General features: G+C 40.1%; 17 protein-coding genes. 9 read left to right on the top strand and 8 right to left on the bottom strand.

Features of this window, described 5'->3' with window-relative positions; translation table 11 throughout:
* Positions 1-354: 354 nt before the first annotated feature.
* Both glmS and QW284_08025 read right to left on the bottom strand, forming a co-directional pair.
* Positions 355-2,190 carry a glutamine--fructose-6-phosphate transaminase (isomerizing) gene (glmS, locus tag QW284_08030; GenBank protein ID MEM0339612.1) on the bottom strand — a complete coding sequence of 612 codons (1,836 nt, stop codon included), beginning with the start codon at positions 2,188-2,190 and terminating at the stop codon, positions 355-357.
* A gap of 88 nt (positions 2,191-2,278) precedes the next feature.
* The gene (locus tag QW284_08025) at positions 2,279-3,871 is read right to left on the bottom strand and encodes a hypothetical protein (GenBank protein MEM0339611.1); all 1,593 of its coding nucleotides are present in this window, start codon (positions 3,869-3,871) and stop codon (positions 2,279-2,281) included.
* Between the two features lie 102 nt (positions 3,872-3,973).
* Between QW284_08025 and QW284_08020 the strand changes: the two genes are divergently transcribed.
* Positions 3,974-4,678 carry a ribbon-helix-helix domain-containing protein gene (locus tag QW284_08020; GenBank protein ID MEM0339610.1) on the top strand — a complete coding sequence of 235 codons (705 nt, stop codon included), beginning with the start codon at positions 3,974-3,976 and terminating at the stop codon, positions 4,676-4,678.
* Here QW284_08020 and QW284_08015 read toward each other — a convergent pair.
* Positions 4,675-5,199 (bottom strand): hypothetical protein, encoded by a 525-nt coding sequence (locus tag QW284_08015; GenBank protein MEM0339609.1) that lies wholly within the window; start codon positions 5,197-5,199, stop codon positions 4,675-4,677. The two genes, QW284_08020 and QW284_08015, sit on opposite strands and share 4 nt — an antisense overlap.
* Before the next feature lie 96 nt (positions 5,200-5,295).
* Here QW284_08015 and QW284_08010 point away from each other — a divergent pair, with 96 nt between their 5' ends.
* Positions 5,296-6,210: a cation diffusion facilitator family transporter gene (locus tag QW284_08010; protein MEM0339608.1), complete on the top strand. Its 915-nt coding sequence runs from the start codon at positions 5,296-5,298 to the stop codon at positions 6,208-6,210.
* On the opposite strand, the gene QW284_08005 is transcribed toward QW284_08010, so the two are convergent.
* Positions 6,184-6,474, bottom strand: coding sequence for a MazG nucleotide pyrophosphohydrolase domain-containing protein (locus QW284_08005; protein MEM0339607.1), 291 nt, complete (start codon positions 6,472-6,474; stop codon positions 6,184-6,186). The two genes, QW284_08010 and QW284_08005, sit on opposite strands and share 27 nt — an antisense overlap.
* A 102-nt stretch (positions 6,475-6,576) precedes the next feature.
* On the opposite strand from QW284_08005, the gene QW284_08000 reads away from it, so the two are divergent.
* The 5 genes from QW284_08000 to QW284_07980 all read left to right on the top strand — a co-directional run bounded on the left by QW284_08000 (position 6,577) and on the right by QW284_07980 (position 11,008).
* The gene (locus QW284_08000) at positions 6,577-7,731 is read left to right on the top strand and encodes a zinc metalloprotease HtpX (protein MEM0339606.1); all 1,155 of its coding nucleotides are present in this window, start codon (positions 6,577-6,579) and stop codon (positions 7,729-7,731) included.
* Between the two features lie 55 nt (positions 7,732-7,786).
* Entirely contained in the window at positions 7,787-8,302 is a 516-nt protein-coding gene (gene tsaA / locus QW284_07995) for a tRNA (N6-threonylcarbamoyladenosine(37)-N6)-methyltransferase TrmO (GenBank protein MEM0339605.1), read from the top strand.
* Positions 8,303-8,362: 60 nt separating this feature from the next.
* Positions 8,363-8,965 carry a hypothetical protein gene (locus QW284_07990; GenBank protein ID MEM0339604.1) on the top strand — a complete coding sequence of 201 codons (603 nt, stop codon included), beginning with the start codon at positions 8,363-8,365 and terminating at the stop codon, positions 8,963-8,965.
* Between the two features lie 22 nt (positions 8,966-8,987).
* A complete protein-coding gene (locus QW284_07985) occupies positions 8,988-9,992 on the top strand; it encodes a zinc-dependent alcohol dehydrogenase family protein (protein ID MEM0339603.1) in 1,005 nt (334 codons plus the stop codon).
* Positions 9,993-10,078: 86 nt separating this feature from the next.
* On the top strand, positions 10,079-11,008 hold the full coding sequence (locus QW284_07980) for a DHHA1 domain-containing protein (GenBank protein ID MEM0339602.1): 930 nt from the start codon (positions 10,079-10,081) through the stop codon (positions 11,006-11,008).
* A gap of 40 nt (positions 11,009-11,048) precedes the next feature.
* On the opposite strand, the gene QW284_07975 is transcribed toward QW284_07980, so the two are convergent.
* Genes QW284_07975 through QW284_07960 form a run of 4 tightly spaced genes read right to left on the bottom strand, consistent with a single transcriptional unit; the run spans position 11,049 to position 13,395 of the window.
* Positions 11,049-11,390: a helix-turn-helix transcriptional regulator gene (locus QW284_07975; GenBank protein ID MEM0339601.1), complete on the bottom strand. Its 342-nt coding sequence runs from the start codon at positions 11,388-11,390 to the stop codon at positions 11,049-11,051.
* Between the two features lie 15 nt (positions 11,391-11,405).
* Positions 11,406-12,635 (bottom strand): cysteine desulfurase family protein, encoded by a 1,230-nt coding sequence (locus tag QW284_07970; GenBank protein ID MEM0339600.1) that lies wholly within the window; start codon positions 12,633-12,635, stop codon positions 11,406-11,408.
* Positions 12,632-12,880, bottom strand: coding sequence for a hypothetical protein (locus tag QW284_07965; GenBank protein MEM0339599.1), 249 nt, complete (start codon positions 12,878-12,880; stop codon positions 12,632-12,634). The genes QW284_07970 and QW284_07965 overlap by 4 nt, the downstream gene beginning before the upstream one ends.
* Positions 12,877-13,395: an iron-sulfur cluster assembly scaffold protein gene (locus QW284_07960; GenBank protein ID MEM0339598.1), complete on the bottom strand. Its 519-nt coding sequence runs from the start codon at positions 13,393-13,395 to the stop codon at positions 12,877-12,879. The genes QW284_07965 and QW284_07960 overlap by 4 nt, the downstream gene beginning before the upstream one ends.
* Positions 13,396-13,550: 155 nt before the next feature.
* Here QW284_07960 and QW284_07955 point away from each other — a divergent pair, with 155 nt between their 5' ends.
* Together QW284_07955 and QW284_07950 are read left to right on the top strand one after the other, a co-directional pair.
* On the top strand, positions 13,551-14,735 hold the full coding sequence (locus QW284_07955; GenBank protein ID MEM0339597.1) for a pyridoxal-phosphate dependent enzyme: 1,185 nt from the start codon (positions 13,551-13,553) through the stop codon (positions 14,733-14,735).
* Between the two features lie 13 nt (positions 14,736-14,748).
* Positions 14,749-15,105, top strand: a complete 357-nt coding sequence (locus QW284_07950) for a ParB N-terminal domain-containing protein (protein MEM0339596.1) — start codon at positions 14,749-14,751, stop codon at positions 15,103-15,105.
* The last annotated feature ends 185 nt before the right edge of the window (positions 15,106-15,290 follow it).

Genomic DNA, 15,290 nt, shown 5'->3' with positions numbered 1-15,290 from the left:
ACCAGGGAGAAACATACGCAAAGAAATTAAAGGACTACGGAGTACCCGTAATCTCAATAAGAATAAATGGTGTAGGACACAAGCTTGATGAGAGGCATGGAAGATTTGTCAACTTAATTGTAGCAACATACCTAAGAGAAATGTTCTCATCATAAAAGCATGTTGTCCAAGTTTGTTTACCAAATCATTTTTTTCACATATACCTCGCATCCAAGCCAAAGAGGTCTACACTTTGGATCAAAGCCATTTTAGAGTAGCTAGCGAAGAACTGTCTTAAATGCTAGCTGTTTTTACAGCGTCAATTACCTTTGAAATTCACGAGCTAAAGGCTGTTCCTACTTTTTAAAACATCATTCATATTACTGTAACTGTCTTTGCTAGGTTCCTAGGCTTATCTGGGTCCAGACCCTTTGCCACTGCTGTGTAGTATGCTATTAGCTGTAGGGGTATTATGTATGTGATTAGCCTTGTTTCTAGTGGTGCTCTAGGCATCTTGATTATTGTGTTACTGTATCTGGCCACACTACCATGTACCATGTTTTCAGGTGCTATTGTGGCTATCCATGCTTCTCTAGCCTTCATCTCCTCTATATTGCCCTCTATATACTCGTCTAAGAAGCCTATGTAGACAAATATGACTGGGAAGTCTTTTTCGACTAGCGCTATCGGGCCGTGCTTTGACTCTCCGGCTGGGTATGCCTCTGCATGTATATATGCTATCTCCTTCAGCTTCAGGGCCCCTTCCATAGCTAACGGGACGCCGAAGACCCTCCCCAAATAATATGCTGACTGCTTGTTCATTAGTTTTCTTGCCACAATCTTTGAAATGTCTTGGGTTGTACTAAGAATGCTTCCAGCGATTTCATAGCTCATCTTAATCCCTTGAATCATGGCCTTGGCATCAACATCTATAATCGATGTTCTTTCAGCTAACTTGGCTACTATATACAGCATTGTGAGTGCTTGTGATGTGAATGTCTTTGTTGCTGCAACAGCTATCTCTGGACTTGCCCTCATCGGTATTACATAGTCTGACTCTCTTGCTATTGTAGAAAACTGGTTGTTTACAATAGCTATTGTCTTAGCCCCTTTTTCTCTAGCCTCTCTCAAAGCGAGTAGAGTATCTATTGTCTCTCCAGACTGGCTAACACCAATAACCACATCGCCCCATTTAACAGCTCTGGAAATAACCCTAAACTCTGATGATATGAGAGCCTCTGCCTCTATCCCAAGAAACCTCTTGAATGATATTGCCCCTAACAATGATGCGTGATAGGATGTCCCTGCAGCGACTATGTATATTCTTCTAGCGTTTTCAAGCTCCCTCAAAATGTCTGATAAATCTTGTGTCTGAAGGGATGAAAATGTCTGTGCAAGGGCGTAGGGCTGCTCCATAATCTCTTTAAGCATATAATGAGGGTACTCACCTTTGTCAACATCTTGTATAGATGCATCGATGTTGCTAATCCTGCTGGAAATGTCTATGACCGTTCCATCAATAGATTCGATGTGTACGGATTCCGGGGATATGTACCCCACCTCACCATCCTTCAGAACTATAACACTTTTCGCGTACTTGATGAATGCTGTTAGATCGCTTGAGACAAACTTTACCCCTTCACCAATGCCTATCAATAGTGGGGAGACGTTTCGAGCAAAAAATATCTTGTCTGGTTCGCTAGAATCTATGGCGACTATAGCATAGGATCCTCTAAGCATTGAAACAGCCTTTTTAAAAGCTTCAAAAGGTTTCATACCAGCCTTTTTGAAATACTCAATCAGATGGGCAATAACCTCGCTATCAGTCTCACTTGAGAAGACATGGCCCTCTATAGATAGAAGCCTCTTCAAATCAATGTAGTTCTCTATAATGCCGTTGTGAGCAATAGCAATGCCTTTTTCACAATCAGTATGGGGATGTGCGTTAATCTTCGAGGGCCTTCCATGTGTAGCCCATCTGGTGTGACCAATAGCGACATTGGCCTCGACTGACTGTAGCTCTGGATAGCTAAAAAGCTTGTCAACAGTGCCAACATCTTTCACAACAACTATACCATTCTTGGTTAAAGCAGCGATACCTGCAGAGTCGTACCCCCTATACTCAAGTTTCTTTAAACCTTGCTTAAGAATCTCAATACAACTAAGAGAAGCATTATCACCTTTCTTTACAAATCCTATTATTCCACACAAACCAGGTCTCCCAGGACATCAAATGAATTTAGCGTAGCCCCTATCTTATTGGCGAGCACTGCTTAATATGCTATTCATGTCTATAAATTCAGTTTCTTTTTCTTAGGGTAGCCACAATAAACACACCTAAAATCACAGCTACTGTGGATGTAACAGCTAATACAGATTCGAGATTGTTTTGGCTTTTAGGCGATACTGTTTTTGTGTATGTACACCATTGCGTAATAGTGACGGTGGCTGTCGATGATGGTAAAGTTTCTGTAAATGTTTGATAAACCACTTCCCTCACAATGCTTGTTACGCTACTTGTTGTTGTTAATATAACTGTTTTTGTTTCAAAGCCACTGTTTTGTGTTATGGTAAAGTTCATTTGCATGGTCATAGTGGTTGTTGCTAAGCTCGAGATGGTACTGCTTTGAATAAAGGTTATGGTCTCTGGTGGTATGGTTTTAACAACTGTAATAGTATATGAATTAACTGTCGTTACTGTATTCTCAAGGATCCTCGTTGTCGTTAGTGTTAATCTTTGTGTCACGGTGTTATATCTTATTTGAATCAAAAGTCTGGATGAGTATATCCCCCAGCCACTGTCCCCTGATTGGCAAAGACTTGCAGCAAAATAAAGGTTGTTTTCATCGAAAGCGACATTCCCCAGCATGAGGTATTGGTTGCAGTATGTTGATTCATTTATTGTATATGAGTAGACCTGATTAAGATTAGAATCAAGCACCGTTATAGAAACCTTTGAATCTGTTTGAATGACATACAGAGCTCCCCACGCCCACATCACCTTCTGTCCATAATACCTATTCACTGTTGCCACGATGTTATTGTTTTTATCAAGTTTTATCAATCCAATGAATTTGTTCCCCATAGAGCCATATACAGATATATACTTATTTCCATACTCATCAAAATCTATCGATAATGCAGAGCCAAGTATTTCGTTATTCAATACTTTTACAGGTTCTCTAAAAGAGAGGTTTGCATCTACATATGCTACCGATGCATACATACCTCCCTCCAAACCAACAATCCAAAGCATATTGCTAGCTCTATCAAATTTTATCTGGTAGATATAATCATCGGATAGAGAGGGTTTATAGAGAACAAGCTTTACCAAGTCAAGATTCTGAGTAAGCTTTGCTATAAACCATCCCCTATCAATATTCTTTTGATAGAAACCCCCAACATAGATATAAATACCATCTGTTGTAATAGATGTGGCAAAGCCTGTGATATTCATCTTAAAATACTTCAAAATATTTAGGTCTTGGTCAAGAGCAATAACAACAATCTTTCCAAAGTCTGTTGCACTTGGAAACACCAATGCACCTTCAATTCCTATAACATATATTGTGTTATTCAATGCAAGACAATCGAATAGAACATCATCTCTTACTGTAGGGTTATACTGCCAAACCTTGACAAGAGCACCATTATCCTTTAATCTCTTTTCAACTCTATAACCATAGTTTATCTTAGTCGCATCATATCCAACCACATAGATGTATTTTCCTAGTGTACATACAGAAAATGGCCTTTCATCTGTCGGAGAAGGATTTTCATAAACAAACCAATTGATGTATAACCCACTTTGAGATGAACCTTGGTTAACGTATAAAGTAGATAGAGCAATCAATGCTATTACTAGTAAAAAAATATGCTTTGTTTTGAGCATAATCAAACTCCTTTAATAGAATTACTTACCCAAATATATAAAGCTTTATAAAGTGTCTAATCTAATAACTGTAACTAGAGTTACATGTAACTGGTGTTACATATGAGTGAAGAGTTTAGAAAAAGACTCGAGAAAGTGATAAAGGATTTTGAAGAAGAGTTCAAAGAGCTTGTAAATAATATTGAGGACTTGCTTAACAAGGGAGAGGTTAGAGAGGCATACAAGCTCTGGAAAGAAAGATCCAGAGAAATCATAATGAAGCTTAGAGACTCTCTAGAGGATCTCGAGGAACTGAGCAGGAACATTGATGAGGAAAATCTTGATGCTATTCTAAACGACTTTAAAGAGACTATAAACAATGTTGTTGATAGTGTTTCAAAGCGTTTAAATGAATTGTTTAAGAGGGTTAGAGGCCTTGGCACAAGTATATTCATATCTATTCCAAGTTTTGGGGAAAAGCCAAGCGTTTTTATCAGATCTTTTGGCGATGTTATAAAATCTCTTGATAGTGTTTTTAGAGAGGTTGATGAGGCTATTGAAGAGGGTTTGAAGAGTATTTCTAGGAGGGTTACAGAGGTTGTGTCTACAAGGATTGGTAAGAGAGAGCTTGAGATTATTGATAAGCTTGTTGATATAGGTATTTTTAGGAGTAGAAGCGAGGCTGTTGCCTACTTTGTTAGACGTGGTATTGAGGCTAGTAAGGATCTCATTGATAAGGCTTTGGAGCATGCTAAGAAGATTAAAGAACTCCAGGAGTCTATTAAGAAAGAATTTCGGGATCTTGGAGAAGAGGATAAAAAGAGTTAGATCCTCCTTTTAAGCTGATTATACAGACCGACAACAGCTACTACAATAGCTATCAAAAAAGCTATGGTACTTTGTAGCCCGAGAACAGCAAGACTCTTGTATATCAATGCTGAGCCTGTTGCAGCAAATAATAGTGCAAGAAAATATTTGCTCAGAATATATATTAGGACAGAGAATATTATTGTCAGTATAATCAGCAATACCAATTCTTTGCTCTTTGCAACATCTCTAACTAGGATAGATGCAATGACATATCCAAATACTATCGATAGCGAGGCTCTGAATAGAATGAATCCTAGTATAAAGCCCACTACAATGGCAAGCAACATGAATATTATTGAGAGAGCTATACTTGCAAACGCTTTGAATGTGTAAACATATGTTAGATAGCCTAGAATAGATGCAAATGTTATAGATGCTATGAATCTTGATAGTTGAAGCCCCCAAAAACAAAGCACTATGCCAACGACTGTAGCGATAGTGTATGCAGGTACATCAACTCCTGTAAAATACTGTGGCATTTAACAACCCTCCAAGGCATAAGTTTCGAATCTTTTAGTTTTAAGCTTATAAGCAAACCACACATACTTTTATTTTGACTGGTGTCTATAATTGATTTGAAGAGCACCAAAATAGCTTTTCTATCAAATATAGCTATACTCGCTCTAAAAACAGTTGCATCAATATCAACAGGATCTACAGCTGTCTTTGTAGAGCTTCTGAGAAGCTTTGGAGATCTGATTAACAGTGGTCTTGCCTTTACAGGGAATAGAATTGCCTTTGGCAAAGAAGAGTCTTTTGATCCATTTGGCAAGAGGATGTATATCTATGTATTTGGATTTGCAATAGGTCTTCTAGCACTAGCCTCTATAGCTGTCATAGGCTTTATCGAGAGCTTGCATGCATTTCTCCACCCATCAAGAATTGAAAATACTCAGCTAGGTCTTCTTCTAATGTTTGTATCAATGGCTATAGATCTTTCAGTAGCTTTCTTAGCGGCGAGAGATAGCAGCAGGTTTGTCTATGAGAGGGGGTATAAAAATCCTCTTCTAAGCTATATAATAGCTGAGAACATATATGATGTGGTTGGAGAGGGTATAGCCATAGCCTCTCTAGCACTTTCAAACAGGTTTGCATATGTTGATGGTATCTCATCTCTTGTGCTCAACGTTCTGCTTGTTGCATATCTAGTCAAAATGATTGCTGAGAATATAAATGTCTTGGTGTATAGATCCGCCCCCTCACATGTCATTGCTAGAGCTGTGAAAATAGCTTTGTCTAATCCAGCTGTGAGAGATGTTAACTCTGTGAAGACGCTTGTTCTAGAGCCAAACAGATACGCCATCTTCATGGATGTTGAGCTTGACCCCAGCCTCAGTATGGAGGATGTTGACCAGGTTATAGAGGATATAAAAAATGATATAGCGAGGCATCTAAACAGCTTTGTGTATATACATATAGAGCCTAGAAAGCCGGACAAGGATTTGAATACGCATAAAAAGATTCTAAGGCTTTTGTCCAAGAGAAGATGATTCCTCAACACATTTTCTGGCCCCACCATATTTTTTCAGAAACGCCTTTTCAGCATCTACCCCAAGAAGATTAGCTACACTCAGCGTCCATGCTATAACGTCTGCCAGCTCCTCCTCGATATTGTCTCTATCCCCACTCAAAATAGCGTCCGCCAATTCGCCAACCTCTTCAACAAGCCATGTGAATGTTGCGTATAGCCCCCTTCTACTATCTCTCTCAAAATACTCCTCTCTAATGTATTCCTGCATGCATCGTAGTTTCAATGGATGCACCTCTATAAAACACTGTATACAATAAGATGTGGTAAACTTAATAAAGGCGCTATCTAAATACCCTAGAATCTAGTGTATATGAAGGTGGTTGGCATGGCCTTGAAAGGCAAGGTACTGTATATTATAAGCGTTATCGCAGTTATGCTACTAGTCATATCTCTCATAGGCATCATAATATCTATTGTGTATCCATCTGCGGTACCCCTCTACGGGCTCCCACCATTCTATTGGAGCTGGCTTCTAGTAGATCTCCTAGCATATATAGTCTCGATAGCCGTTCTAATCTTGGCTGGGGCATCCCTTGAGAGAATGGTTAGGAACAGGATTCCTGCTGGGTTGGAGCACCTCAAAAGCTCTATGCTAGCAACATCAGCAGGTGTTATAGCGGCCACGATGCTTGTTGTAACAGCTATAGCATATCTAATTGGGTATCAAGCAACGCTAGCTATAGCCTCTTTCGCCCTGGCCTTCGCCATCATACCATCCTTTATATCGTGGCTCATATCACCAGCCTTGATAAACATTTCCTATGGCTGTAAACACGATCCAGAGCTCCAAAAAATTGTTGATAGGGTTGCTATGAGGGCTGGCATAGACCCTCCAAAGGCTATGGTAGCCGACATAGCTATTCCAAATGCATTTGCATATTCATCCCCGTTGATGGGCAGGTATGTAGCGATTACAAGAGGGCTTCTAAACACTGTGAAAAGTTCTGATGAGCTAGAGGCTGTTATTGGGCATGAGCTTGGGCACCACAAGCACAGAGATAACAGCATTATGCTGATATTTGGAATGTTCCCATCGTTTATATACTTCCTTGGCAGATTCCTAATGTTCGCAGGCATAACAACGGGTATGTATAGAGATGGTGGCTCTGAGAATAGGAGAAGCCAGTCAGGAGGGTTCCTACTGGTCTTGATAGGGATAGCACTTATCATTGTCAGCGTCATTATACAAATTATTGTGTTGGCGCTATCCAGAATGAGGGAATACTATGCAGATGTTCACGGCGCCAAAGTGACATCTCCAAATGCTATGATCTCGGCACTCCAATCTTTAGATAGATACTATAGTGTGAATAAAAGAGCTTTTACAAGACTTGAGGGTAGCAAGATTAAAGCATTATTTATTTATGCATTTGCAGAGCCTTTCATAGGACTTGAAGAGATTTTGGCAACTCATCCACCGATATACAAGAGAATAGCATTTCTAAAGACGCTCACATATATGGAACTTCAAGAAGCTTAAACAAAATTATTTTTTAATTATTTTTAATGATGAGAAAGGTGAGCTGGTGGACAGAATGACCGTAGGATGGCTGGCTGAATACACAATTATCTTAAAGCCCATTGGTATTATAAGACATGGCTATCCAGATGAATTTGTCTCAAAATCTGAGAAAGGTGTGGATGCTGTTATAGAGATTCTTCCCGATTATGTAGATGGGCTGAAGGGCCTAGATGAATACTCGCATATTATAGTGGTGGCATATCTCCACAAGGTGAGAGAGGATCAAAGAAAGGTGTTGTTGGTTAAGCAAAGAGGGTTTGCAAGAAGATTTGGTGCGCCTCTAGACAACCTGCCAACAGTTGGTGTATTTGCATCGAATTCTCCGCATAGACCCAATCCAATAGCCATTTCAATCCCAAGGCTTATTAGAATCGATGGGAATAAGATATTTGTGGAGGGAATAGATTTGTATAATGATACCCCCGTTATAGACATAAAGCCGTACACCCCTGACAAACACGTCGATAATTTTTCTATTCCTAAATGGATGAAGGATATAATTGATCAGAAAACCCATATGCAATCATAAATAGTTTTTATTTCTCTACCACAACCAAACTGTGATGACTATTCCACGAGCTGATGCATGATGACTGTTGACGCATCTGAAAATAGCTTCTCTACATTTAAGGCTATAGCTATTGTTGTTGGTAAGCTCTACAGGTGGGTAGAGTTCTATGCTTCAAAGAGATTCAGAGGTTTTATGATGACAAACAAAGTTGTTTTGTTCAATGATGTCAATACTGCAAGGAGCTTTGCTATGGTTGTTGAGAGAAGAGGTGGGGATATACTGTTGCTGGGGATAGGAGACAAGCTAAAAGCATTTATAGCTAAATGTGAAAACTCTGAGAAGGTGTATACAGATCTTCTTGTTAGAATCTTTAAGAGAAAGGGGCTAGCAATACCAAACACTGTGTGGAGCTCAACACCAGTTGCAATATTCACCAGAGATGTGTGGGGCGAGTTCGAAAGATATGAGATTGGCTCTGTTAAAATTTATTGTAGAGAGATGCACATATTTGATGTAGAGCCAGTTAGATTGAAAGATGGTAAGTACATTACTAATCTATGCAATGTCTACAGATTAGACAAAAGGTTTTTAGAGGCTATCAGAAAAAGCGGGACCTCTATCAGCGATTTTGAAACTGTGGTAGATGTTATTAGTAAAACAGTTTTTAGTTTTAGAAGCTAGAATTGCTACAGGTTTTGTTTTTATGAGGGCAATGGTGCTCTATAAGCCGGGGCCCATAGATGAAAACCCCCTTGTGTATACAGATGTTGAGACTCCAAAGCCTGGAGAAGATGAGGTATTGATTAAGATTTCCAAATGTGGTGTTTGTAGAACTGATCTCCATATTGTCGAGGGTGAGCTGCCCCCTAAAAAGCTTCCCGTTATACCAGGTCACCAAGTTGTTGGATACGTTGTTGAGGTTGGCGAGAGGGTTTCCAACGTCTCGAAAGGTGATAGGGTTGGCGTTCCATGGCTTTATAGAGCATGTGGTGTTTGCAGGTATTGTAGAAGGGGTTTGGAGAACCTCTGCGACAGTGCTTTATTCACTGGATACTCTGTTGATGGCGGGTATGCAGAGTATATGGTTGCTCCAGCAGATTTTGTACATGTTATACCAAGTGGCTTAGAGGATGAACATGCTGCGCCACTTATGTGTGCAGGGTCTATCGGATATAGATCACTGAGGCTCACAGGTCTTCTTGACCGTGGAGAAGGTGTTCTGGGCCTCTTCGGCTATGGCGCTGCCGCCCATCTTGTTCTCCAAATGGCTAAGAAAGTGGGTCTAACAGTATATGTGTTTACAAGCTCCCCATGGAAAATATCCAAAGCTGTGGAAAACGGTGCTGACTGGGCAGGAAAAACAGAGGAGACTCCTCCAAGACCACTCGATGCAGCTATTGTCTATGCACCAGTCTCATCGGTGTTCATAGAGGCTTTGAAAAAAGTGGATAAGGGTGGCAGGGTTGTTTTGGCTGAGATATATATGAGCGACATTGAGAAGCTTCCATATAGTCTACTGTGGCATGAGAGAGAGGTGAAGAGTGTTGCAAATGTTACTAGAAGAGATGTTAGAGAAGCACTTCAAATAGCATCGAAATACGGTGTGAAGCCTACTGTGAAGCTCTATAGGCTTAGAGAAGCTAACGAAGCTCTAAAAGAGCTTAAATATAGAAGCCCACTGGGCCAGCTTGTACTCGACATCCAGTAGACTACAAGATTTTTACCCACATTATTTTCACAAAGCAAAACAATATCAGCTGACAAGCAAATGCAGAGATTTGGAGGGGCCAGGATTTGAGCTACATAATAACCCATACAGATGCCGATGGTGTGGCAGCAGCAGCTCTCTACACATATCTTGTTGGCGACAACCACAAAGTTGTTTTTGTTGAGCCGTACAACCTCAAAAAAGCTTTGTATAGAGTCTACAAGAAGAGGCCAAAGCATGTGGCAATATTTGATATTGGTCCAAACACAGATACCATAGATTTTGTTGTTGGTGTCATCGAGCTTCTACGCAACAAAGACGCTGAAATTGTTTGGTTTGATCACCATGTGTGGGAAGATGATTGGATCAAGAGAATTGGGGATGCTGGTGCAAAGCTATTCATAGACAGATCAACTTGTGCAACAGGTGTTGTCGCAAGATATGCCACGCCCACTAGACTAGTAGACCAGGCATTCGTCAAAGGGCTTGTAGACGCTGTGTGCGGAGCCGACCTCTGGAGATTCGACCACAGATTATCACCATTTTTTATGAGGCTAATCAGAAGAAGAGACCCAGATGCATGGAGACAATATGTGTATGAAACACTTTCGAAAGGGGTTATATGGACAGAGGAGTTCGAGGAGAAGGTGATCGAGCGTTTTGAAGAAGAGGTTAAAGAGCTTAGCAAAAAACCTTCTATGAGAGTCTTCGAGAAAAATGGAATCAAAGTTGCTATCATACTCAAAAACCAGAAGGTTGAGAACAGCATTTTAGCTTCAAGAGCTATGAGCATAGCAGATGCCGACATAGCCATAGTTGTTGATAGAAGCGGTAAAATAAGCTTGAGGAGCAGAGGCTTCGACGTTAGAAAAATAGCTGTGGCCCTTGGAGGCGGGGGCCATAAAACGGCTGCTGGAGCCAAAATGGATATCCCAATACACATAAAGATTCTTAGTATACTAGATGACGATACTATATTGAAATACGTTGAAAACCTTATTAAAAAGCATATCTAGAAGGTGTGCTGATTTATTTTAGGGATCGCAATTTATAGATCTAGCTGGTTTCGGATTTTTCTGTTAATGGATGTGATATTCCTAGCACATCCCTTACTCTTATGCATACATTACACATGTCCAGCTCCTCTCCTTTGATTAGTTTAGTTGAAAGCTCGTCTACCAGCGAAGACATTTGTGCGTTTTTCAATATTTTTTCTAATCTTGGTATTCTTCTCTTTCCGTTTATGATGTAGTTGAGAAGTGGTTGCGGAACACCTGTCATCTTTGATGCTTGGAATTGGGATATGTTGTATTTTTTGACAAGGTTTAGAGCTATTGCAATTCTTAGAGTTGTTGAGTATTTCTTTATGAATTCTTCGCAAAAAGACTTTTTAATCATTTTCATCAACTCGTTTTACTGTTTCCATGCACTCATTTTTCTAAGTCTTTCAACAGCTTTTGGTATGACCTCTAATGCGTAATCTACATCCTCTTCTCTGTGGTAGTGTGATACCTTGAACAGTATACTCCCGTGTGCCTCCTCATGCTTTCTTCCAATAGCTAGTAGAACGTGACTTGGCTCTAAGACTCTACTTGAACATGCACTTCCGCTAGATACATAGACTCCGCGTAGGCTTAGCTCAACTGTTAGAGCTTCTCCCTCTATGTACAGAAAGCTTATGTTGGCGTTGTTAGCAACTCTATACTCGTTTATAGGTCCGTTGACTATTGTATGGGGTACAGACGATATTATTCCCTTTATAAGCTTGTCTCTAAGTTTTTTAACATATTCAACTCTATAATTGAAGTTGCTAAACATTATCTCAACGGCTTTCTTAAAACCTGCTATAAGCGGAACATTTTCAACGCCAGGCCAGTTCTTCTCAACACTTAGCTGACCTTTTATAGGGGACTCAACCTCTACTCCTTTTCTAATGTACAATGCTCCTACTCCTCTAGGTCCATGAATCTTGTGGCTACTGATTGTAAGCATATCCACCCCAAGTTTATTAACGTCTATTGGTATCCACCCATAGGCATCAGCGGCATCTGTGTGGAAAACAATATCGGGGTTGACACTTTTCGCTATATCGATTAGCTCTTTCAGTCTTTGTATAGTTCCAATCTCATGATTAACCATTTGAATACTGACAAAAACAGTCTCCTTATCTACATACAATTTGAATAGCTCTGGATCAACAAAGCCCTCGCTGTCTACAGGCACTAAAACTGTTTTGAATCCAAATAGCTCTGAAGCGAATTGAGCTGGAAATATAACGCTTAGATGCTCAATTGCAGATACAACAACCTTACCCTTTCTACCCCTATTCTTCAGAAGATAGCCCAGTATGGCTAAGTTATTTGCCTCTGTACCGCTATGTGTAAATACTATCTCGTCTGGATCTGAAGCGCCTATAGTCTTGGCCAACAACTCCTTAGCTTCATATACAACCTCAAGAGCTTCCCAACCAGGTTTGTGTGTTATTGATGGATGTCCATAGCCAATTCTATTAAAATATGGTATCATAGCCTCAACAACTTCTTGCGGCACAAAACCACTGTTCTCCAAATCAAAGTAGACCTCTTTAGAGGGGCTTCCATGGGACTTCAAGAGCTCTCTAACTTTTTGAGCTATAGACATCATCTCTTCCCACATCTACTGGCTAGAACAGACATTGATCTATTGTCTAAAGGACTCTCCTCTTCAACACAATAGCCATGTTTAGACAGAAAGAACTTTATGGCGTTTACAGGAATGTCATCAACATTGAAAATGAGTTTGAATTTTTCAACACCTTCTCTCTCCAGATCCTTAAGGGTGTTGGCTAAGACTATAACTGGATGCGATGTGCATGATGTTGGGATGTATCTCAAATCGATTTCTCTCATCGGCTTTCACCGCTCAAGGCCTTCATCGCTTTATAGTATCTCTCCATCATCTCCTCTTCCTCTAAAACCTGCCTCTCCTCAGCAGTCAAATCCTTTGGAAGCCACGGTGGGTTATAGCCAAGCTGTTTATAGTAAGCTCTTATACCTCTTTTCAAAGCGCCTACAGCAAGAATGCTGCAGTGATATTTTATTGGTGGAAGGCCTCCGAGCTCATCAGATATTTGCTTCCACGATATTTTCCAAGCATCCTCAACCTTTTTCCCTATAATCATTTCAGTTAAAATACTAGCAGCAGCGATGTTTGCTGCACATCCATAGCTTTCAAAAGAGGCCTTCTCGATATAGTCACCATCATCTCTATGAACAATTTTTAGATAGAGCCTTATCATATCTCCGCATGCAGGGCTACCAGCCATTTCAACAACATTAGCATCTTCTAGTGGCCCAAGATTTCTCGGATTTCTGAATATTTCTAGCACTTTTGGGCTATATGGCAAGGGTATTCTGCTACTCAATCTAAACACCAATAACATATTTATACAAATAGAAATATAAAGCTTGTCTATGTGAAGACAGCCCCAAGGCCTATACCAAAACCTTTGTTTCGCTTTTTAAGCCGAAAAGCTTTTTATTCCTGGCCCATTAACATTGTTATTGGTGATCAAAATTTGTGTATCTAGAAGATATTGGTAAAGTGGTTTGCAGCGATAGACTAGAGCTCGAAGAGTTTATAGCTATTGTAAGCGAGATTCTTAGAAAGGGTGGTGTCGACAAAACAGTAGCCATTGATGTAGATAGTGGAAGGGTTGTTGAAAATGCTAAGCTATGCGCTGCTTTAAAGAAACTGGGGGTTAAATACATATCTGTATCACGTGGCTCTGCAGAAAACACGTTTGTCCCTCTTGAAAGGCTGGGCTTTTTCGATGAAATTAATCCGAGTAGGTACAGAGTTTTTGCTGATACTGAAGAGCTTTTGTATAGAAATTGGCCAACACCTTTGGTAAGGTTGCCAAGATCTTCCGTTGACGGCAGGATTGTGTGGGCTAAGCTGGAAGGCTTTAACCCTTGGAGTATGAGTGTTAAGGATAGGATTGGATGGTATATGTATAGAAAGGCTGCTGAGAGACTTGGCAGTTTTCAGCTAGGTCTTTTGGTGGAGTCCACATCAACAAATACAGGGCTTGCTATAGCTGCTATGTCTAATATCCACAACTCTAAGCTTAGAGCATATATACCCTCAACAGTTTCTCTAACGGGAGAACTTCTTCTAAAAATCTTTGGTGCAGAAGTTGTTAGATCACCAAAACCGTTGACAGTAGATCTCATAGACGAAGTCGAGGCTGTCGCAAAAACTGAGGGTGCTATACACCTAAACCAGTTTTACAACGATGCAAACTTCGAGGTTCACTTAAGGTATACAGCTAAAGAGCTTGAGATTCAAATAAGAGAGGCTGGGATAAAGCCCAAGGCCATAATAGGGGGCTTAGGCACATCTGGACACATGTCAGCCATAGCCCTATACTTCAAAAACAGATTCAGCGGGGTTAAGGTCTATGGTGTTGTACCTGCAGAGGGGACTGCCATCCAAGGCATTAGAAGAATTGAAAGCGGTATGAAGTGGGTACACCATGTGGAAATAGATGGTGTAATAGATATTAAACCTGACGAGGCTGCCAAGGGCGTTATAGAAGTTGCTAGAAGAGATGGAATATTGATAGGGCTGAGTAGTGGGGCTGTATACATGGCCTATAGAAAACTTGTAGAAAGGGGGGCTCTTGATGAAGGTGACTACATCCTCATATTCCCAGACCACGGCTTTAAGTATGTAGAGCAGTTATCTAGATATATAAGCTAGTCTTGGGAAGGCCATGCCAATGGATTTAGATATAGACACATTGCCCTTTCTAATCAGAGCCTTTGGCAAAGATAAACTATCTCATTTTAATCCATACAAAGATAGTTTAAGGGTATACGACATACCCATAGAAATGCTTAGACCACATGAAGATGTTTATAGCGATTTAGTTGAGCTTATTGCAAAAGAGATGAAAGTTAGTCGATATTTGAAGTACCCGATAATAGTCGATGTAAGGACTCTAACTATTCTTGATGGGCACCACAGAGTAGAAGCCCTTAAGAAAATTGGTGTGAAATGTGCAGCAACATTTCTTGTAGATTATCTACAAAAATTATCTACAAAACTATGTGGATGTATATTCACTTAGAAAGGATATACACACATCAAAACGTAGCATCATAGAAATGGCGCATATCAGAAAGAGTGTGTACCCACCTAAAACAACTAGGCATGTATACTATGGACTAAGCATACCAACCGTATATAGACCGATAAAAGATCTGTATATATGTACCCAAAGCATTGTATAGTTTTAATGAATCTATCTAGCAG

The sequence above is a fragment of the Ignisphaera sp. genome (assembly GCA_038735125.1).
GTDB lineage: Archaea > Thermoproteota > Thermoprotei_A > Sulfolobales > Ignisphaeraceae > Ignisphaera.
The sequence above is the reverse complement of the archived record's forward strand: the minus strand, read 5'-3'. Positions and strand labels throughout refer to the sequence as shown.

Coding starts and splice junctions, on each gene's coding strand:
- QW284_08025 (MEM0339611.1), bottom strand. CDS start 3,871: ATGCTCAAAACAAAGCATATTTTTTTACTAGTAATAGCATTGATTGCT.
- QW284_08020 (MEM0339610.1), top strand. CDS start 3,974: ATGAGTGAAGAGTTTAGAAAAAGACTCGAGAAAGTGATAAAGGATTTT.
- QW284_08015 (MEM0339609.1), bottom strand. CDS start 5,199: ATGCCACAGTATTTTACAGGAGTTGATGTACCTGCATACACTATCGCT.
- QW284_08000 (MEM0339606.1), top strand. CDS start 6,577: ATGGCCTTGAAAGGCAAGGTACTGTATATTATAAGCGTTATCGCAGTT.
- tsaA (MEM0339605.1), top strand. CDS start 7,787: ATGACCGTAGGATGGCTGGCTGAATACACAATTATCTTAAAGCCCATT.
- QW284_07990 (MEM0339604.1), top strand. CDS start 8,363: ATGACTGTTGACGCATCTGAAAATAGCTTCTCTACATTTAAGGCTATA.
- QW284_07985 (MEM0339603.1), top strand. CDS start 8,988: ATGAGGGCAATGGTGCTCTATAAGCCGGGGCCCATAGATGAAAACCCC.
- QW284_07975 (MEM0339601.1), bottom strand. CDS start 11,390: ATGATTAAAAAGTCTTTTTGCGAAGAATTCATAAAGAAATACTCAACA.
- QW284_07970 (MEM0339600.1), bottom strand. CDS start 12,635: ATGATGTCTATAGCTCAAAAAGTTAGAGAGCTCTTGAAGTCCCATGGA.
- QW284_07965 (MEM0339599.1), bottom strand. CDS start 12,880: ATGAGAGAAATCGATTTGAGATACATCCCAACATCATGCACATCGCAT.
- QW284_07950 (MEM0339596.1), top strand. CDS start 14,749: ATGCCAATGGATTTAGATATAGACACATTGCCCTTTCTAATCAGAGCC.